The sequence below is a fragment of the Oceanispirochaeta crateris genome, assembly GCF_008329965.1.
GTDB classification, from domain to species: Bacteria; Spirochaetota; Spirochaetia; order DSM-2461; family DSM-2461; genus Oceanispirochaeta; species Oceanispirochaeta crateris.
Genome location: NZ_CP036150.1, coordinates 864,176 through 880,446, shown reverse-complemented (window position 1 = coordinate 880,446; position 16,271 = coordinate 864,176). Strand labels below are relative to the sequence as shown.

Annotated in this window: 17 protein-coding genes; 7 read left to right on the top strand and 10 right to left on the bottom strand. The window is 42.8% G+C overall.

What is annotated here, in order from left to right; translation table 11 throughout:
• Nucleotides 1-7: 7 nt before the first annotated feature.
• A complete protein-coding gene (locus EXM22_RS03960; protein WP_168203330.1) occupies nt 8-1,216 on the top strand; it encodes a THUMP domain-containing class I SAM-dependent RNA methyltransferase in 1,209 nt (402 codons plus the stop codon).
• Here the strand turns inward: EXM22_RS03960 and EXM22_RS03955 are convergent.
• Nucleotides 1,188-1,772 (bottom strand): LOG family protein, encoded by a 585-nt coding sequence (locus EXM22_RS03955; protein ID WP_149485265.1) that lies wholly within the window; start codon nt 1,770-1,772, stop codon nt 1,188-1,190. The genes EXM22_RS03960 and EXM22_RS03955 overlap by 29 nt on opposite strands.
• A gap of 62 nt (nt 1,773-1,834) precedes the next feature.
• On the opposite strand from EXM22_RS03955, the gene EXM22_RS03950 reads away from it, so the two are divergent.
• A complete protein-coding gene (locus EXM22_RS03950; protein WP_149485264.1) occupies nt 1,835-2,341 on the top strand; it encodes an NUDIX hydrolase in 507 nt (168 codons plus the stop codon).
• A gap of 34 nt (nt 2,342-2,375) precedes the next feature.
• Nucleotides 2,376-3,164 carry an ankyrin repeat domain-containing protein gene (locus EXM22_RS03945; protein ID WP_149485263.1) on the top strand — a complete coding sequence of 263 codons (789 nt, stop codon included), beginning with the start codon at nt 2,376-2,378 and terminating at the stop codon, nt 3,162-3,164.
• Here EXM22_RS03945 and EXM22_RS03940 read toward each other — a convergent pair.
• Genes EXM22_RS03940 through EXM22_RS03930 form a run of 3 tightly spaced genes read right to left on the bottom strand, consistent with a single transcriptional unit; the run spans nt 3,140 to nt 7,012 of the window.
• Nucleotides 3,140-3,529, bottom strand: a complete 390-nt coding sequence (locus EXM22_RS03940; protein ID WP_149485262.1) for a hypothetical protein — start codon at nt 3,527-3,529, stop codon at nt 3,140-3,142. The two genes, EXM22_RS03945 and EXM22_RS03940, sit on opposite strands and share 25 nt — an antisense overlap.
• Before the next feature lie 4 nt (nt 3,530-3,533).
• On the bottom strand, nt 3,534-4,715 hold the full coding sequence (locus EXM22_RS03935) for a ribonuclease H-like domain-containing protein (RefSeq protein ID WP_149485261.1): 1,182 nt from the start codon (nt 4,713-4,715) through the stop codon (nt 3,534-3,536).
• A complete protein-coding gene (locus EXM22_RS03930; RefSeq protein ID WP_149485260.1) occupies nt 4,712-7,012 on the bottom strand; it encodes a DEAD/DEAH box helicase in 2,301 nt (766 codons plus the stop codon). The genes EXM22_RS03935 and EXM22_RS03930 overlap by 4 nt, the downstream gene beginning before the upstream one ends.
• A gap of 221 nt (nt 7,013-7,233) precedes the next feature.
• On the opposite strand from EXM22_RS03930, the gene EXM22_RS03925 reads away from it, so the two are divergent.
• Nucleotides 7,234-8,511: a glucose-1-phosphate adenylyltransferase gene (locus tag EXM22_RS03925; RefSeq protein WP_149485259.1), complete on the top strand. Its 1,278-nt coding sequence runs from the start codon at nt 7,234-7,236 to the stop codon at nt 8,509-8,511.
• Nucleotides 8,511-8,930, top strand: a complete 420-nt coding sequence (locus tag EXM22_RS03920; protein WP_149485258.1) for a hypothetical protein — start codon at nt 8,511-8,513, stop codon at nt 8,928-8,930. The genes EXM22_RS03925 and EXM22_RS03920 overlap by 1 nt, the downstream gene beginning before the upstream one ends.
• Here EXM22_RS03920 and EXM22_RS03915 read toward each other — a convergent pair.
• The 4 genes from EXM22_RS03915 to EXM22_RS03900 form a co-directional block, all read right to left on the bottom strand.
• Entirely contained in the window at nt 8,917-9,321 is a 405-nt protein-coding gene (locus EXM22_RS03915) for a (deoxy)nucleoside triphosphate pyrophosphohydrolase (RefSeq protein ID WP_149485257.1), read from the bottom strand. The two genes, EXM22_RS03920 and EXM22_RS03915, sit on opposite strands and share 14 nt — an antisense overlap.
• Nucleotides 9,322-9,323: 2 nt before the next feature.
• Nucleotides 9,324-9,731 carry a hypothetical protein gene (locus EXM22_RS03910; RefSeq protein WP_149485256.1) on the bottom strand — a complete coding sequence of 136 codons (408 nt, stop codon included), beginning with the start codon at nt 9,729-9,731 and terminating at the stop codon, nt 9,324-9,326.
• Nucleotides 9,732-9,816: 85 nt separating this feature from the next.
• Nucleotides 9,817-10,245, bottom strand: coding sequence for a hypothetical protein (locus tag EXM22_RS03905; protein WP_210411548.1), 429 nt, complete (start codon nt 10,243-10,245; stop codon nt 9,817-9,819).
• 73 nt (nt 10,246-10,318) lie between these two features.
• Nucleotides 10,319-11,482, bottom strand: coding sequence for an LIC_12708 family protein (locus EXM22_RS03900; protein WP_149485254.1), 1,164 nt, complete (start codon nt 11,480-11,482; stop codon nt 10,319-10,321).
• A 135-nt stretch (nt 11,483-11,617) separates the two neighbouring features.
• Here EXM22_RS03900 and secA point away from each other — a divergent pair, with 135 nt between their 5' ends.
• Together secA and EXM22_RS03890 are read left to right on the top strand one after the other, a co-directional pair.
• A complete protein-coding gene (secA, locus tag EXM22_RS03895) occupies nt 11,618-14,359 on the top strand; it encodes a preprotein translocase subunit SecA (RefSeq protein ID WP_149485253.1) in 2,742 nt (913 codons plus the stop codon).
• A gap of 163 nt (nt 14,360-14,522) precedes the next feature.
• Nucleotides 14,523-14,891 carry a VOC family protein gene (locus tag EXM22_RS03890; protein WP_149485252.1) on the top strand — a complete coding sequence of 123 codons (369 nt, stop codon included), beginning with the start codon at nt 14,523-14,525 and terminating at the stop codon, nt 14,889-14,891.
• Between the two features lie 77 nt (nt 14,892-14,968).
• On the opposite strand, the gene EXM22_RS18480 is transcribed toward EXM22_RS03890, so the two are convergent.
• Together EXM22_RS18480 and EXM22_RS03885 are read right to left on the bottom strand one after the other, a co-directional pair.
• Nucleotides 14,969-15,100: a hypothetical protein gene (locus tag EXM22_RS18480; protein WP_281289928.1), complete on the bottom strand. Its 132-nt coding sequence runs from the start codon at nt 15,098-15,100 to the stop codon at nt 14,969-14,971.
• Nucleotides 15,101-15,160: 60 nt separating this feature from the next.
• Nucleotides 15,161-16,255, bottom strand: coding sequence for a M23 family metallopeptidase (locus EXM22_RS03885; RefSeq protein WP_149485251.1), 1,095 nt, complete (start codon nt 16,253-16,255; stop codon nt 15,161-15,163).
• Between the last annotated feature and the right edge of the window lie 16 nt (nt 16,256-16,271).

Sequence of the window (16,271 nt, the reverse complement as noted above, 5' to 3'; positions counted from 1 at the left end):
GTGGCGTATGATAAATCAAAAATCTCTGGAACGCCGAATCAAGCGTCATATAATCGCCGGAAAACATACTCTATTCGGTGCCATCCAACCGGGACTGGAAGAAGCCGGAGAAAGGGAGCTCAGTCAATTGGGGCTGACTCCTGTAAGAGAAAAAGAACCGGGAAGCCTCTGTACAAACATCAGTCTTGATGAACTTTGGAAAACGGTGCTCTTGTCCAGAAGTTTTTCAAGGCTATACCTTCGTCTTGACAGCTTTAAATCCAGTGGTTTTATGGAACTCAAACAGAAATTGGCAAGGATTCAATGGAGTTTATACCTAAGGGAAGGATGTAGCTTCAAAATAAAATTAACGACAAGACACTGCCGGCTGCATGTGGAAGACAAGATCATAAAATCCTTGAATCACTGCATGCAGGACCACTACGTACAGTTGGAAGGAAGACCTCCTGTCTATACGGATACCAAAGAAAAAGATGCAGCCATACAAACCATCATCATACGGGGAGTGGATGATCACTTTACCATAAGCCTGGATGCCGGTGGCGGTGCCCTTTATGAAAGGGGATATAGAAAATTTATAAATGATGCCCCTTTAAAAGAAAATATTGCGGCGGCTCTGCTCATTCTTTCAGATTTACCCGAAAACACCCTTCTTCTGGATGCTATGAGCGGCAGCGGTACCTTTGCCCTGGAAGGTCTGGGATATTCAAGGGGCCTTTTAACGGCTCCCAACAGGAATTATCCTTTTGAAAACTGGCCCTCTTTCAGACCAGGCAGGTTCCAATGGCTTAAAAAAGAGATCATGAAAGAAATGAAACCGGGATGGCAGATAGCTGCGGCAGATATAGATGAAAAGAGCATAGGAGCCGGGCGTGAAAACTTGAAGTTAATGGCTTCTCAATGCTCTGTAGATCCTGGGGCCTGTGAATTCATCAAAGAAGATTTCTTCAATAAAACGGCTCTGATTGACAGTGGGGACAGGAAACCCTTTTTAATCCTGAATCCGCCCTATGGCAGACGCCTTTCATTGGAAGACCAGGAAGCATTTTTTAGAAAAATAGGTCGTCAGATATTGGAAAAATACAAAGGGATTCCCTGGGGTATTATTGTCCCCGGGCTGGAATGTGAAAAGGCTCTCGGCCTGAAGTGGGAGAAGAAATACCTATTCAAAAACGGTGGCTATCCCGTCAGTTACCTCCTGGGAATCTGTCGGTAAATTTATCCACAGCTTGGTGTTCATGAGATTCCATGGCTTCCAGTAGATGCTGTGGATCATTTTCAATGAGAAGAGATTCTTTATGCCCCTGCTTTAGGAACCCCTCCCTCACACTATGTTCAATCTGCTCGATAAGACTATTGTAATAACCAAGTGTATTCAATATGGCTACCGGTTTCTCATGAAATCCAAGCTGACTCCATGTATAGGCTTCCAGCAATTCTTCATATGTGCCGATTCCTCCGGGCAGAGCAATGAAGCCATCGGATTGTTCATGCATCTTCATTTTACGGCTGTGCATATCCTTAACAACAATGATCTGACCTCCCTGTAGGGGGGCGACCTTTTTATGTATTGCTTCGGGTATTATCCCCAGAACCTGCCCTCCTTGATCCAGCACCGACTGAGCCAGGCTTCCCATAAGACCAACACTCCCTCCTCCGTAAACAAGACGGATTTTCCTTTGGGCTAACTCTGCTCCCAGGCTGACTGCGGCGGCAGTATACTCAGCTTTAGAACCAGTACTTGATCCGCAAAAAACACATATACTCTTCATTTGTCCATTTTAATATTTAAACGGGTAACTCACAATGCTATAATCATGATCAGGAGTCATCAATGTTTTCATATTGTCCCCAATGTAAATCAGACCAGCTTGAATATACAAAGCAGAAGCGGACTCATTGCCTCTCCTGCGGTTTTGTTTTCTACCAGAATACAGCGGCCGCTGTAGCCGTTCTTGTTAAATTTGAAAATAGGTTTATAGTTCTAAAAAGGGGTCGAAACCCCGGGAAGGGAATGCTCGATTTACCTGGTGGTTTTGTTGACCCGGGGGAATCCGCCGAAGCCGGCTGTCACCGTGAAATAAAGGAAGAATTGGGAATATCAGTACAAAATATCACTTATGTTGGCAGCTGTCCTAATATTTACCCTTATAAAGGTGTAACCTATACCACATGTGACCTGTTTTTTATAGCAGAATGCATTGATACGAACTTCGTAAGACAGATAGATGAAGTGGATGAAATTCTTCTTCTCGAAAGGGATGAAATAAAAATTGAACTTTTTGCATTTGAATCGATCAGGAACTTCCTGAAAGATCATTTTACAGAGGTAACTGCTTGAAGATTATCAACAGAAACCGGATAAGGAGAGACAATTGCTTTCATTAACACATGAAATGAAAGAAGAGATAAGACAAGTGTGCATGGATATGCCCGGTGCAGAGATCAATCGGATGATCAGAAGAGGGATTTCCCCCTTTAGACTTCTTATACTTGGGTCCCAGACTAATTCAATTCCTCTAATTGAACAGTCCCTGAAAGAAGGAGCTGAAATAAACGGTAGAGATCAGGAATCCTGGACACCTTTGATGCATGCCTCCTATTACAATCATCAGGAAGCCATAGACTGTCTTTTGAGTCATAATGCTCTGGTACATCCCCGTTCCGACCAGGGTGAATCAGCGGTCTACATTGCCCAAAAAGAACGGAATATGAAAACGGTCAATCTTTTTAATGAACGTCTCCACATGGTCAGAATGAAACATGCAGGGATTCTCATCGAAGCCTTGAAAACCATTGAATTAGAACGTCAGAAACGGCCTGAAGCCCGGGATAGAACGGCTTTGGCCTTGTCGTGCATAGACCGCGGATATGTATGGTGGATTGGAGAAGAGTACCCTCAGAAAGTAAAAAAGCTTTTCAAAAAGGCTTATCACTTGGATCCACGTGTGGGAGCGTTTCCTTATGCCTCCATACTGGCCTCATCAGGAAGCCATAATGAAGCGTTGGATATTCTGGAGATGATTCATAAGAAGAAATGGACAACGATACCTCGTGAAGGGATGATTGAAAGTGGATTATTTGTGAACCTGGAAGGCTCAGACCGTTGGAAAAGAATCATGAAAAGATGGCCGGAACCTCAGGGAAGATCTGCCACCGCCTGATCCCGGGATTCCTGAACCATTAGGACTTCAACTTCCTGTCGTAAATCTTGGAATTTAAGTTCCTGTTGATTCAGCTGTATTTTAAGCTCTTCGATCTGTAATTGAATTTTCTGCAGAGATTGGTCCGCATCATTGAGGGTCTTCTTAAAATTTCCGTTTTTCCCATTAAGAGAGGCATTCACATCTGCCAGGGTTTCCTCCAGCTCGAGTATGGTCTGAAGGATAGGGATGACTTCAGGCTCTTCCATTACAATGGCTCCTGCATCCTCCAGGGCTTTATTCCTCTGCTCTTTTCTATTGTTGCAGGACAGAAGAAGGATCAGGATAGAGAAGAACCAAAAAACTCTTGAGAGTTGGATATTCATAGACTCATTCTACAGTTTCACAAGGTGTATCTGCAACGAAAGTCTCTTTTTTTCTTATAAGCCGGGTTCTTCTATGTAGAAGTTCTTCCTTCTGGAGCATACTCTTAGGGCGCATGCTCCTCATGAGATGATCAATGATGTCCAATGCGGCTGGAATATCTTTCTTTTTATGTTCGAGATATTTAGCCATTTCCACCGAAGCAAAGGGAGATTGACGCTTTTTTAAAATATTTGTCCAGATTTGCACCGCCTTTTCCCATTCACCCTGACGTTTCCAGTGAAGCGACAAGAGAACCTCGCCCCGCTGATCTCCTTGATCCACAGAGGACTCTAGGAAAGACAACGCCCTGGGATCATTCCTGTCTAATAGAAAACGTCCTAGAGCAAAGGAGTCGCATATCGGTAGGGAATCGGGGAAATGCATATAATTCTCCAGGGCATTCAACAGCACCGCCAGAGAAAGAATATCCATGTCATTGTGAATCATGACCCTCTTCAAATCAGGATGGCTCCCTTCTTTAAGAAATTCAAACCATATATCGGGAATCTCAGAACCGGGAATATCATCAGTTCTGTGAATCCCCAATATAAGCTCTTCCACAGAGCCCAAGCGGCAATTGGGTAAGCGGTTTTTAAAGAGGGATCTAACCGGATACAGCAAATCCAGCTGCGGTCCCATCCGGCAACTTATCCTGTTCATAAGGAATCTGGTTTCAAGGAGGGGTTTGTCAAAGGATTTACCATTGTACGATATAAAAAGCTCCGACCTGGCAATTTCTTCCTTTAGATAATGAAGCAAAGCCGGTTCTCCGGGATAATCCCTTAGAAAGTACTGAGTGATAAGAAACTCATCGCCCGAGGGACGCCCTATGCCGACGAGGAAAGCCGTATTTCCAGCCCCCCCTGACAGACCTGTAGTTTCGGTATCATAAAACAACCATTGATCCTGGGGAGGATAATCTTTTACCAGAAGCCCACTGGATTTAAAATCGGTCAGAGGAGACTTACAACGTCGTTCCATGACCCAGAGATCTTTGTCCAGGACCTTCCAGTCATCCTTCAGTGCGGAAGGAATCTCACGGCTGATGTCCCCCTCTGCAGTGGATGAGCTCATTATTCGAGTCATAGGCTGGGAAGACTGAGACTTCTTCAACCTGGCCAGTCGATCAGACAGCCCAGGTTTCAATTTTCTTCCTCCAGCCAGGCCGCCAGAAAGTCTCGGGTTAAAGTACGGGGATTTGATTCAAACTGATCCTGCTGATCTACTGGACCGACACAGGAGGGACAACCCTGTTGGCAACTGCAATCTGAAACCAGGTCCAGACAGGCTTGAAAGATTTCATTCATTTTCACCGTAAAATTATCAGCCAGTCCAATTCCACCCGGATAAGTGTCATACACAAACAGACCTGGACACTCAAAGTGAGGATCTCTCACCCTTCCGGAAACCCCAAGATCCGTTCCCCGGCAGAGGAGAAACAAGGGAGCGGTGTTTCTAATCAGTGTGGAGACCCTGGAAAGCACAGGGGCCTGCATTGTATCAGGAACACATTGAAAGGCCCTTCCTGCGGGCGAATCTCCATTCAGAGACAGGAATACAGCCCTGGTATGGATTTCCTCTTCGGGCAAGTGGATTTCTCCATACCCAATATTTTCATGTGTCTGGAATTTGATTTTTTTATATTTTGAGACTTCATTCCTCAAAAGAATATCACAGTGTGTGATAGTCTGTCCCTCGGTTAAAGAGGTACCATCCTCTTCTAGAACCTTGATATCCGATTTCAGGATAGAATCGGTGTAATAATTCACATCAGAGACTTCTACATGGCAAAGATGATTCTCAAGATCTAATTTCTTAACGATGAATTGATCTCCCCTGTGGAGATAAATAGCCTCATCAAAAATTAGCTCTCTGGCAGAGTGACTGTCCATTTCACCTATGACATTGTACTTCCCCTTGGTCGTATCGATAATAACGACATTTTCAGAGGCTCCACTGCGCAGGGATATTTGTTCAGAAGGATAGGAACGATCGGCCCAATACCAGCTGTCACCGGTAAAGCGGAGCACACCATTCTCCTCCAAATAAGACAGTAAGGAAGTCACATCCCCCGGGAAGCCCTCCCCTTTACGGAAAGGAATTTCAAAAGATGCACACTTCAAGTGATCCAGGAGAATGTACAGATTATCAGGATCTATAAATCCCGACTCGGGATTGGCTCCGAAGAAATACTCAGGGGTCTGAACCAGGAATTGATCCACAGGAGAGCTGGAAGCTATGAAAAATGCAGCAGACAGGGCTGAGCTCCGTCCGGCTCTTCCGGCCTGTTGCCATGAGGAGGCTATAGAACCGGGAAATCCAGCCAGGACAGCCGCATCAAGTCCACCAATATCAATACCCAATTCCAGTGCATTGGTAGAGACAACGCCCTGAATGCTCCCCTCCCTCAGTCCTTTTTCTATTTTCCTCCGTTCACCGGGGAGATAACCTCCCCTGTAGGCTTCCACACTGATTCTATTGTTATCATTATAGATATTCCTGAGTTTTTTGTTGATGTACGAAGCTACAAGCTCTGTTTTGACCCTCGACCGGGTGAATATGATGGTTTTAATACCCCGGTTTAAAAGGCGGACTGCCATTTGCTGAGAACTGTGTACAACACCTTTCCTGATGCCCTGAACAGGGTCCACAAGAGGAGGATTGTAAAAAATGAGGTGTTTTTCCCCCGCAGGAGCTCCATTTCTGTTCACCAGGGTGACTGGTTTTTCGATGATTGCCTGGGTCAGTTCGGCCGGATTTCCGATCGTGGCACTACAACAGATAAACTGTGGATTACTCCCGTAAAAAGCGGCGATTCTCTTCAGACGGCGTAACAAATTACACATATGAGACCCGAAAACACCCCTATAGCTATGCACTTCATCCAAGACGATATAACGCAAAGACTTAAAAAAATCGATCCACTTAGGATGGTTTGGTAGGATTCCCGAATGAAGCATATCAGGGTTGGAAATTATGATTCTACCCGCCTGACGGGCGGCAATCCTTAATGATCCGGGAGTATCACCGTCATAGGTACAGACCTTCACAGGGACATCATCTCCCAGAACAATATCATTCAATGCTGATTGCTGATCTTGGCTGAGGGCTTTTGTCGGGAAAAGATATAAGGCTCTGGATTCAGGCTCATCCAGCAGAGTTTTTAGTACAGGTAGATTGTAACAGAGGGTTTTACCAGACGCAGTTGGTGTAACAACACAAAGGTCCTCTCCCCTGACAGCGGCCTCATAGCAATCAGCCTGGTGTGTATAAAGACTCTCTATTCCTCTATTATTCAGAGCCTTCCTGACGACAGAGGGAAGACTTTCAGGCAGAGGAGCAAAAGACCCCTTTGAAGAAGGAAGGATTTCCCATCGAGTTACATTGTCCATAAAAGACTGATTATGTTTCAATTCATCCAAAAAAGATCTTACATCACTCATGAATATAGCTTAGCATATTATGGAAAGATTGCATCTATTTAACATGAATTTCATGGCTTTGCATATTCAAAAGGATTGTAAACATATATGATGTAAAGTTCTAATTGAATGATAATGAGCAGGGTCTTAACAAAGATTCTTGACCTCAGGGATTCAGGCTCTATAATGAAGAGACCCCCGGGAAAACCGGGAAATAGCGGGAATACCGGAGTTTATTTTTTATGACAAAGATATTGAGTGTCGTTCTAGGAGGCGGAAAAGGGTCCCGCCTCTATCCTCTAACCAAAGAACGGGCCAAACCAGCAGTCCCATTCGGCGGAAAATTCCGTCTTGTAGACATACCCATATCCAACTGTATTAATTCAGGATTCAGAAATATATTTGTTCTGACACAATTCAATACTGCATCACTTCACTTTCATATAAGCAGCACCTATCGGTTCGATACATTTTCAGGCGGATTTGTTGAAGTTTTGGCAGCAGAACAAACCTTCGACAACGACGACTGGTATATGGGTACAGCCGATGCGGTCAGAAAAAATGCATTTCATTTCCACTCTCAGGAACCAACCCACTACATGATACTCTCCGGGGATCAGCTCTATCGGATGGACCTTCAGGATTTTTTTAAGAAGCACATGGAAAGCGGCGCTGATGTGACAATAGCCGCGACCCCAGTGAATCGGAAAAATGCCGATCAGCTTGGTATTCTTCAGTTGGACAACAAAGGGTACATCAACAGTTTCCTGGAAAAACCCGGTCCCGACAAAAATATTGATGAATACAAGATTCCAGCTCTCCGAAAAAAAACGGATGCCATTCCGGAACATAAAGACTATTTGGCCTCCATGGGTATCTATATCTTTAATGCAGAGGCTCTCGACAAAGGACTGGATAATGACTTTGCCGATTTTGGAAAAGAAGTCATCCCCATGATGATCAATAAATCAAGGGTGAGAGCTCATGTCTACAAGGGTTACTGGGAGGATATTGGAACAATCCGAAACTTTTTTGAATCAAATTTAAATCTGGCCACACCAAGACCATTCTTTAACCTCTATGATATGGAATACCCCATTTATACCCATAGAAGAGACCTTCCTCCCTCCAAGGTGAATTCCTGTCATTTTCATAGGGCTCTCGCCTCTGAAGGGTCCATAATCAACGGTGAATCCGTAGTCGACTCTCTTGTTGGTGTCAGAAGTTTCATCCATAGGGGAGCAACCCTGGATCATGTCTATATTATGGGTGCCGACCTTTATGAAACAACGAGAGACAAGGAAATCAATAAGGCGATAGGAAGACCGAACCTAGGCATTGGCCCTGGAACTCAGGTCAGAAAAGCCATCATTGATAAAAGTGTACGCATAGGTCAGGATTGTAGAATTGGCATAGACGACAATTACAGAGCAGATTTTGAGGCAGAGCACTACTACATAAGAGATGGCATCATTATCATCCCCAAAAAGGCTATTATTCCCGATGGGACAGTTATTTAATGAAAAATCCACATCAAAGCAGAAAAAATGTCTCGGGCAAGATTGCAAAGTATACCCTGAACTGGTCACCCTATTTAGAAATGGATCGTTATCTGATTCATGGCGTCGTGCCTTCCGAAGGCGGTATATTTCAAATTTTTGTCAACAAGAAAGGACAGCTCCATCTTTTGCATAGCGAAATGAGTTATTACGGTGGTCTTCGGAACAGATTAAGAGAACTCATTGATCCGCTGTATATGGGAGAAAATATCCATAGAAAAACAATAGAGGACAATCAGTGCTTTGTTCGGTACAGCATCTTCCTATCCATCAACGATATGGACGACGTCATGCACTTCCTTACCGGCTCCAACCCCTCCGGCCGTTATGAGGAAATTTTGGTATTTGAAAGAGAAAGTATGGAAGTTAGGAGAGTTTAGGATCTGGTTCTACAGCTTCCATAAATGCCGATAAAACGATGCGATCAGATCCGGCTAGATCCAGATCGTTGATCTCCTCAGGAGAAAACCAACCCCACTCAAGATGTTCATGAAGGACTTTAGGATCATCCTTGAACTCAACCCTGTACATCTCCAGAAGAAATTTCTTATTATGATGTGTAAAATGCCCAGATGAGAGGAGTGATCCTACCTGAACATTTAATTCCATTTCCTCAAACCATTCTCGGATGACGGCCTGTTCGGGCGTTTCTCCTACTTCGATCTTTCCTCCGGGTAACTCCCACTTGTTCCCGAGATCCCCTCCTGGATTTCTTTTTGCGAGAAAATAGAGACCTTCTCTTTCGGCCAGTCCAGCTATGGATCTTTCCATACTTAAATTATAAGCGCCGATGGAACGAGAAAATGGAGGATGGCAATGATAACTGCGGCAAGCCCCGCAAAGTGGCCACGATCTTCCATAAAATCGACATAACCCTTCATCCAGCTTCTGCTTTCATCCAGATGTTCATAGAAATAACAGAGAATGAAGTATCCTCCCAGTAAAAAACCGGAAACTGCAGGCAGAATATCACCAATGATGATAACATCCGCCGGTGAAACCTTAAGTAGCGTAAACAAGGCTGTAAGAACCGTTACGATTCCCAGGACCAGTTTAAAACGGTTGTTATTCAACAGGGTTGTACATGAAGCAAAATCCTCAATTTTTTCATCTAGAAAATGAGAACTCAGGACAAATCCACCCAAAAGATGGGTGAATACTACTAAAAAGTAAATCTGCATTTAATATCACTCCTTTTATACCGAAAGCAGTCCTAATCAAATCATAAGTAAAGGGAGAAAGCGAGTCAACTTATTTAATAAGAATTCACTTTGGAACCTGAGAAACAGCATTCAGTTCTATCTTTGATTCCCCAATACTAATTATAGACCGGATTGAAATTTTTTCATTCTCTCTCTTCAGCCTGTATCTAAATGTCCTTGTTTCTCCAGGAAGAGGTGATAAATCATTTATTTTCTGAACTGAATGACCATTGACAAGAATTTCTATCCCTACAGGACGGGAACTTAGACCATCCTCTTTATTTTGTAGAAGTACAGACACGTACAACTCATCATCCAAAGAACGGAGAGAGAGATCACATTGCACTCCCTCAATTTTTCCTGTCTTATTTCTTGTTATGATAAAGGGATAAATCACACCCCCGATGATGCATAAGAGTAAGAGGTCCAGCATGAGCATTTTCAAGGATACTTTTCTTGAAGACCCACTCCTTCCGTCTGTGAAAGAACTCATTCCTAGCCGTTCGGACCTTGAATATTCAACTCTTAACTCATTTGGGGAGTATATTTCTGGACCTTTATTAAATCTATTGGGCATATTTCTCGGCTATTTTATCAGTGCGCCACCAAGAAACCCTGGCTCCATTTTCCTCATAAAAGATACCAGCCAACAGGCCTTCTGCAGAAAGGAAAAAACGTCTAAAAAGTATGCCGCTGTCTTGAATAAACATCACTCGAGAGACCTTAACAGCCCCTGTTTGATCCATAAAAATCAAATAGTACCGCCCGCTGAAATCTGACCCTAGAAAAAAATGGAGCCCTGAACTGGTGATACCAAGATATTCATAGATACCATCCATTTTTTGTCCATTCAGCTCAACTTCAAGATTGGCAATGGTAAAGTAACCCGTATACCGCTCTTCTGTCAGATCAAGGGTATACAATCGACTCACCGATTTAAGGTCCGGAGAATCGATCAGCGGAAAGTAGTCCATTTTAATATAGAGTTTATGTTCCTGCCTGTCTGGTTTGATGCTCTCTGGAACACCAGGACTCCATCCATCTTCTTCCATGATAGGAAGGTTTTGCTTATCAAGAATGATTTTATACAGCAGTTCCCCTTTTTGGGAGTACCAGTAGACAAGTTGATTCTGGCCCTGTCGGGTCATGACAACTATTTCACCGGAATCGGTCACTTCCAAGCCCTGAATAAAAGCAAAGGGAGCCCCCTGAATACCTTCCTGACCCAGATAATCGATAAACTCACCCTTATGGTTGAATCTGAGCACAATGCGGTTATGAAGGATTTTATTTTCCATTTTGCTCTGATTTTCATCAACTCTATCTGCCACCAGCAAGTATTCATCGGTCACTGCCAGATGCTCGATTCCCCTGAAGTTCCACTTTTTGACCATAACAGGATTTTCTTTCTCTTCTGTTATGTACTGAGCCGGCTCAGGATTAATCGTTGGGTTATAATAAAATCCTAGTAGATCTCCATAGGAATTGAGTTCCATGATTTTACCCGCATTGCTGCTACTTAAAAAAACACGGCCATCATTGATAAAAAGATCACTTGATCCGGGAAGCTGAGAATCCGGTTTGAGGAAATAATTAAGCTCATCAGCCATGTAACCCATGGGTAAAATGAATAAATCCTCCCGTTGGAGAACCTTATTTTCACTGTTGCAGGAGAACAGAATGAACAGTAGGCTGATAATCAAAAAACGGGTCAGATATTTTTGTTTCAATGGACAGACTCCTCTATTCCCGGATTAGTCCTCCAGGGCCTCTCCCGCTAGGGATATAAAAACAGTTTAATCCTACAATTGACACTTTATAATGTCAATCTTGACGACTCCTGATAAAAACCGTACATTTGTCCCATGGCAAATAAGATAATAGCTCGAATCCTAGGATCAAAACAGGATAGAGATCTGAAACAACTGCTTCCTACTCTTCACAAAATCAATGCAAAAGAACTGTGGGCAATTAATCTTCCTGAAGAGGCGTTTAAAGAACAGACTCTTCAATTCAAGGAGAAGATTGCCGCTGGAGTGTCTCTGGATGAGATTCTCCCCGAAGCGTTTGCATTGGCTCGCGAAGCTGCACGGAGAACACTGGGCGAACGTCCCTACGATGTTCAGCTCCTGGGGGGGATTGTCCTCCATCAGGGAAAAATCATGGAAATGAAAACTGGAGAGGGAAAAACTCTGTCCAGTGTAACCGCTGCTTACTTGAATGCTTTAGCGGGAAAGGGTGTTCATATCATCACGGTAAATGACTACCTCGCCTCAAGGGATGCAGCCTGGATGAAACCGGTTTATGACTACCTTGGCATCAGCGTTGGTGTGATTCTTTCCGACATGGATCCCGAAACCAGGCAAATAGAATATAGCAAGGATATCACTTTCGGAACGAACAACGAATTCGGTTTTGATTATCTAAGAGATAATATGCGCTGGAGCATGGATAAGAAGGCTCAAAAAAATCATCCCTTCTGTATCATCGATGAAATCGACTCCATCCTGATTGACGAAGCCAGAACCCCACTGATTATTTCCGGCCCGGTTCAAGAAGATACAAGCAAATTTTTCAATGTGAATCAACTTGTAAAGTTCCTCACTGAATGTGAAAAAGATCCGGCAACTGGAGACTATCCAGTAGAAGATCCTATCACGGGAATACAGCCTAAAGGCGATTATAAACTGGATGAAAAAAGCAAGAAAGTAGTTTTTACCGATGAAGGTATGAACAGGATTGAAGAACTGCTCATCAGCCGCAAATATATCACCGGTTCCCTTTTTGATGAAGAAAACTTCGAGTATATCCATTACTTTACCCAGGCTATGAAGGCTCACAAGCTTTTCCATAATGATGTGGATTACGTCATTCAGGAAGGTCAAGTACAGATAGTCGATGAATTTACAGGAAGAATTCTTTCTGGTCGTCGTTACTCTGATGGTCTCCACCAGGCCATAGAAGCCAAAGAAGGGATTAAAATTGCCAAGAAGAACAGAACCCTTGCAAGTATAACCTTTCAAAACTTCTTTAGAATGTATGACAAAATATCAGGGATGACCGGAACGGCCGATACAGAAGCCAGAGAATTTGGACGGATTTATGGCCTTGAAGTGGTGGTGATCCCCACCAACAGACCCGTAAACCGAGTCGATGAAGATGATATCATCTATCTCAATGAAGACTATAAATTCAATGCAATCTGTGACGATATTATTAAGATTCATAAAACTGGTCAGCCCATTCTCGTTGGTACAGTATCAGTTGATAAGTCTGAAAAGCTGGCTTCCGTTCTTAGAAAGAGAGGAGTAAAGTTTGAGATTCTCAATGCTAAAAATCACCACAGAGAAGCTCTGATCATTTCTGAAGCTGGAGCTAAAAACTCCATCACCATAGCCACCAACATGGCTGGTCGTGGTACGGATATCAAGCTAGGTGGAAACCCTGAATACAGGGCGATCAGAGCCGCAGGTTCCGATGCCACAGAAGAAGAGATTAAAAAGGCGATTGAGAAGGAATACAAGACCTGGAGAGCTCAGAATGAAGAAGTTCGTCAGCTTGGTGGTTTGTATGTGATTGGATCAGAACGTCATGAATCCCGACGTATTGATAATCAGCTCAGAGGACGATCCGGCCGTCAGGGAGACCCGGGATTTTCACAATTCTATATTTCCCTCGATGATGATCTTATGCGCCTGTTTGGCGGAGAGAGCTTCAAGAAAACCATGGCCCGTTTAGGCATGGAAGGAGATGAACCTCTTCATCACTCATTACTGAACAAGTCTCTCGAAAAAGCCCAGAAACGTGTGGAAGATCGCAACTATGAAATCAGAAAACATCTTCTGGACTATGATGATGTACTCAGTATGCAGAGAACTTCTATTTACCAGCAAAGAGATGAAATTCTTTCTGAAACAGACCTTACAAAGAAAATCATAGAAACCGGTGAAGAGATTGTGACCATCCTCCTGGAAGACTACAAGAGTGATGTCAAACAGGATGAACAGGAAGCTCTAGCCCGCTTAATGGACCGTCTCAAAGAGAATTTTAATTTCAACGCCGATGAGAATATTGATTGGAAGTCTCTCTCTCTGGAAGAGTGGCAGACCAATCTTGTGAATTTTCTTAAGAAGGATCTGAAAGATAAGAAAGAACTGGTTGGAGAAACACAGCTCAATCAGTTTATCCGCTATGAGTATCTGAAACACCTAGATAACCGCTGGCAAGAGCATTTGGAAAATTTGGATTCCTTAAGAGAGGCCGTATATCTCAGATCCTATGCACAGAAAAATCCTTTGGTTGAATATAAAAACGAAGGGTTTGAAATATTCGATCAGATGATGGATGACATACGGATAACCCTGGCAAGGAAAATTTTCCGAGTCATTGTCCGTAATGCACCGGACAAATCCTATCCCAAAAGAAACCAGCAACCCATCAAGGCATCCCATAATGGTGTAAACAGTTTTGCACCGGGAAAATCCGGAGAGCGCGCCGAAGCAAATTCCCAAAATATGCAGGTGAGAAGAACTGCCGAAAAGGTTGGACGGAATGATCCCTGTCCTTGCGGCAGTGGGAAAAAGTACAAGAACTGTCACGGAGCCTAAAATAGCCGCAAGGTTGGTTCTACAGAAATGCAATAACCGCTGCTGCTTTTAAAGCGCAGCGGTTTTTTATGGTTCCATCATTTAAAAGAATCTTCTTTTGCTATATGACTGTGAGTAAGTTAAAATATAAGTAAAATTATATTAATTCAGGAGATAGTATTATATGATGAATCCAGTCCATTGGTTTGAAATTCCCACTACAGACATAGAAAGAGCAAACGCATTTTACAAGAAAGTCTTTAATCTTAAAACTCAATTGATAGAGATGCCTTGGAGTAAAATGTATATTTTTGGTGATCCAGAAGGAGTCGGATCATCAGGATCTTTAGTGGAGTCAAGTGAACAAAATAAACCCACTACCGACGGGAGCGTTATTTACTTTTCATGTGAAGATATCTCAAATGAATTAAAACTTGCCGAAAAAGAGGGTGGTAAAATACTCCTGCCCAAAACTGATATTGGAGATTTTGGATTTTTTGCTCAAATCGTAGACACCGAAGGCAATCGGATAGGATTGCACTCCAATAAGTAGTCATTACAGAAATATTAAGATATAAAAAAATGCTCTCGCAAAACTTCTATGAATAATCTTTTTTAAATTAACGGGGATCAGTTTTCAGGATCTTCCTGAAGAACGTCCATAGTTTCCATAGGGATGGTCTGATTGCTATAAGTAGCAAAAGCTCTGATTAGATTAAACAAAGCCATAAGGGCTATGATAAAGAAGACCAATTTTCTCATGAACAAGAACCTCCTGAAGTGGATAACCTGTGGATAAGTGGTGAAAGAACCAAATTTATACTAATGTAGATAGTCCATTGGATCAACACTTTTCTTCTCTTTAAACAAGGAAAAATGAAGATGGGCAGTTGGAGCATAACCAGTTTTGCCCACCTCCCCTATCATTTCACCCTGTAAGACTTTATCATTTCTTTGTACTGAAATAACACTCAAATGAGCATAGAGACTTTTATATCCGTTCCTGTGGTCCAGCACTATAAAATTACCATAGGAATTATTAAATCCGGCAGAGATAACAGTTCCACCAAAAGAGGCTTTTACGGGATCACCGATATTTCCCAATATATCTATACCGTTATGAAATGTTTCTATTTGGGTCACCGAATCTCTGTATTCACCAAAGGGTTTTAGGATTCTACCCTTGATAGGAAAAACATAAAGCTGACCTGTTTTACTTCTAATCTCATTTTCATCCAACGAAACTTGAGGCAGAAATAATTCCTGATCGGTCTCTACCCTTAACAACCCATTCTCCAAGGGGATGAATGGGTTATACCTCACAAGAAGGCTCCTATCAAGATCATACTCTTTTATCAGAGACTCAAGCGAATCTCCTTTTTTGACTGTATACAATATTCCATCAATTTCCGGCAGGATTAGGAGATCCCCTTCCCTAACATGGCGAATGTTTTCAAGTTTATTAAAACTGATGATTGTACTGATACTGATTGAGTATCTTTGACTCAGTGAAGAAAGCCTATCTGAATCAGTCATTCTATATTTCCGATTCGGTACATCCCATAGGATCATATTTTTTTCATCAGCCATGTAAGGAAGAGTGACAGCCGCCTCGGCCTTCAAGGTTTTAATTTCGACTTGTGAGAGAAGAGTTTCACCTGGAAGACTGAGGTTCCGCAGATTGCCATAGTAAAAAGTATGCTTATAGGGAATCTCAGTTCCAAGGATGAAAAAGAAAAAACACAGAGAAAAGAGGAATACAGTCATAAAGGGACTGATCCCTGTAAATAATGAGGATTCAGAACTCTTTCCTGTAGAAAGTCGTGTAAATCCTTCAAATGAGGCCTGAGTTCTTTTATGGTTCTTTTTTTTCAGCTGGGACACTTCAATGTCCTGCCTGTTGGCTGTCACAATCATAATTCTCTACTCGCAT

Coding starts and splice junctions, on each gene's coding strand:
- EXM22_RS03960 (WP_168203330.1), top strand. CDS start 8: ATGATAAATCAAAAATCTCTGGAACGCCGAATCAAGCGTCATATAATC.
- EXM22_RS03955 (WP_149485265.1), bottom strand. CDS start 1,772: ATGAAGAGTATATGTGTTTTTTGCGGATCAAGTACTGGTTCTAAAGCT.
- EXM22_RS03950 (WP_149485264.1), top strand. CDS start 1,835: ATGTTTTCATATTGTCCCCAATGTAAATCAGACCAGCTTGAATATACA.
- EXM22_RS03940 (WP_149485262.1), bottom strand. CDS start 3,529: ATGAATATCCAACTCTCAAGAGTTTTTTGGTTCTTCTCTATCCTGATC.
- EXM22_RS03930 (WP_149485260.1), bottom strand. CDS start 7,012: ATGAGTGATGTAAGATCTTTTTTGGATGAATTGAAACATAATCAGTCT.
- EXM22_RS03925 (WP_149485259.1), top strand. CDS start 7,234: ATGACAAAGATATTGAGTGTCGTTCTAGGAGGCGGAAAAGGGTCCCGC.
- EXM22_RS03920 (WP_149485258.1), top strand. CDS start 8,511: ATGAAAAATCCACATCAAAGCAGAAAAAATGTCTCGGGCAAGATTGCA.
- EXM22_RS03915 (WP_149485257.1), bottom strand. CDS start 9,321: ATGGAAAGATCCATAGCTGGACTGGCCGAAAGAGAAGGTCTCTATTTT.
- EXM22_RS03910 (WP_149485256.1), bottom strand. CDS start 9,731: ATGCAGATTTACTTTTTAGTAGTATTCACCCATCTTTTGGGTGGATTT.
- EXM22_RS03905 (WP_210411548.1), bottom strand. CDS start 10,245: ATGAGTTCTTTCACAGACGGAAGGAGTGGGTCTTCAAGAAAAGTATCC.
- secA (WP_149485253.1), top strand. CDS start 11,618: ATGGCAAATAAGATAATAGCTCGAATCCTAGGATCAAAACAGGATAGA.
- EXM22_RS03890 (WP_149485252.1), top strand. CDS start 14,523: ATGATGAATCCAGTCCATTGGTTTGAAATTCCCACTACAGACATAGAA.
- EXM22_RS18480 (WP_281289928.1), bottom strand. CDS start 15,100: ATGAGAAAATTGGTCTTCTTTATCATAGCCCTTATGGCTTTGTTTAAT.
- EXM22_RS03885 (WP_149485251.1), bottom strand. CDS start 16,255: ATGATTGTGACAGCCAACAGGCAGGACATTGAAGTGTCCCAGCTGAAA.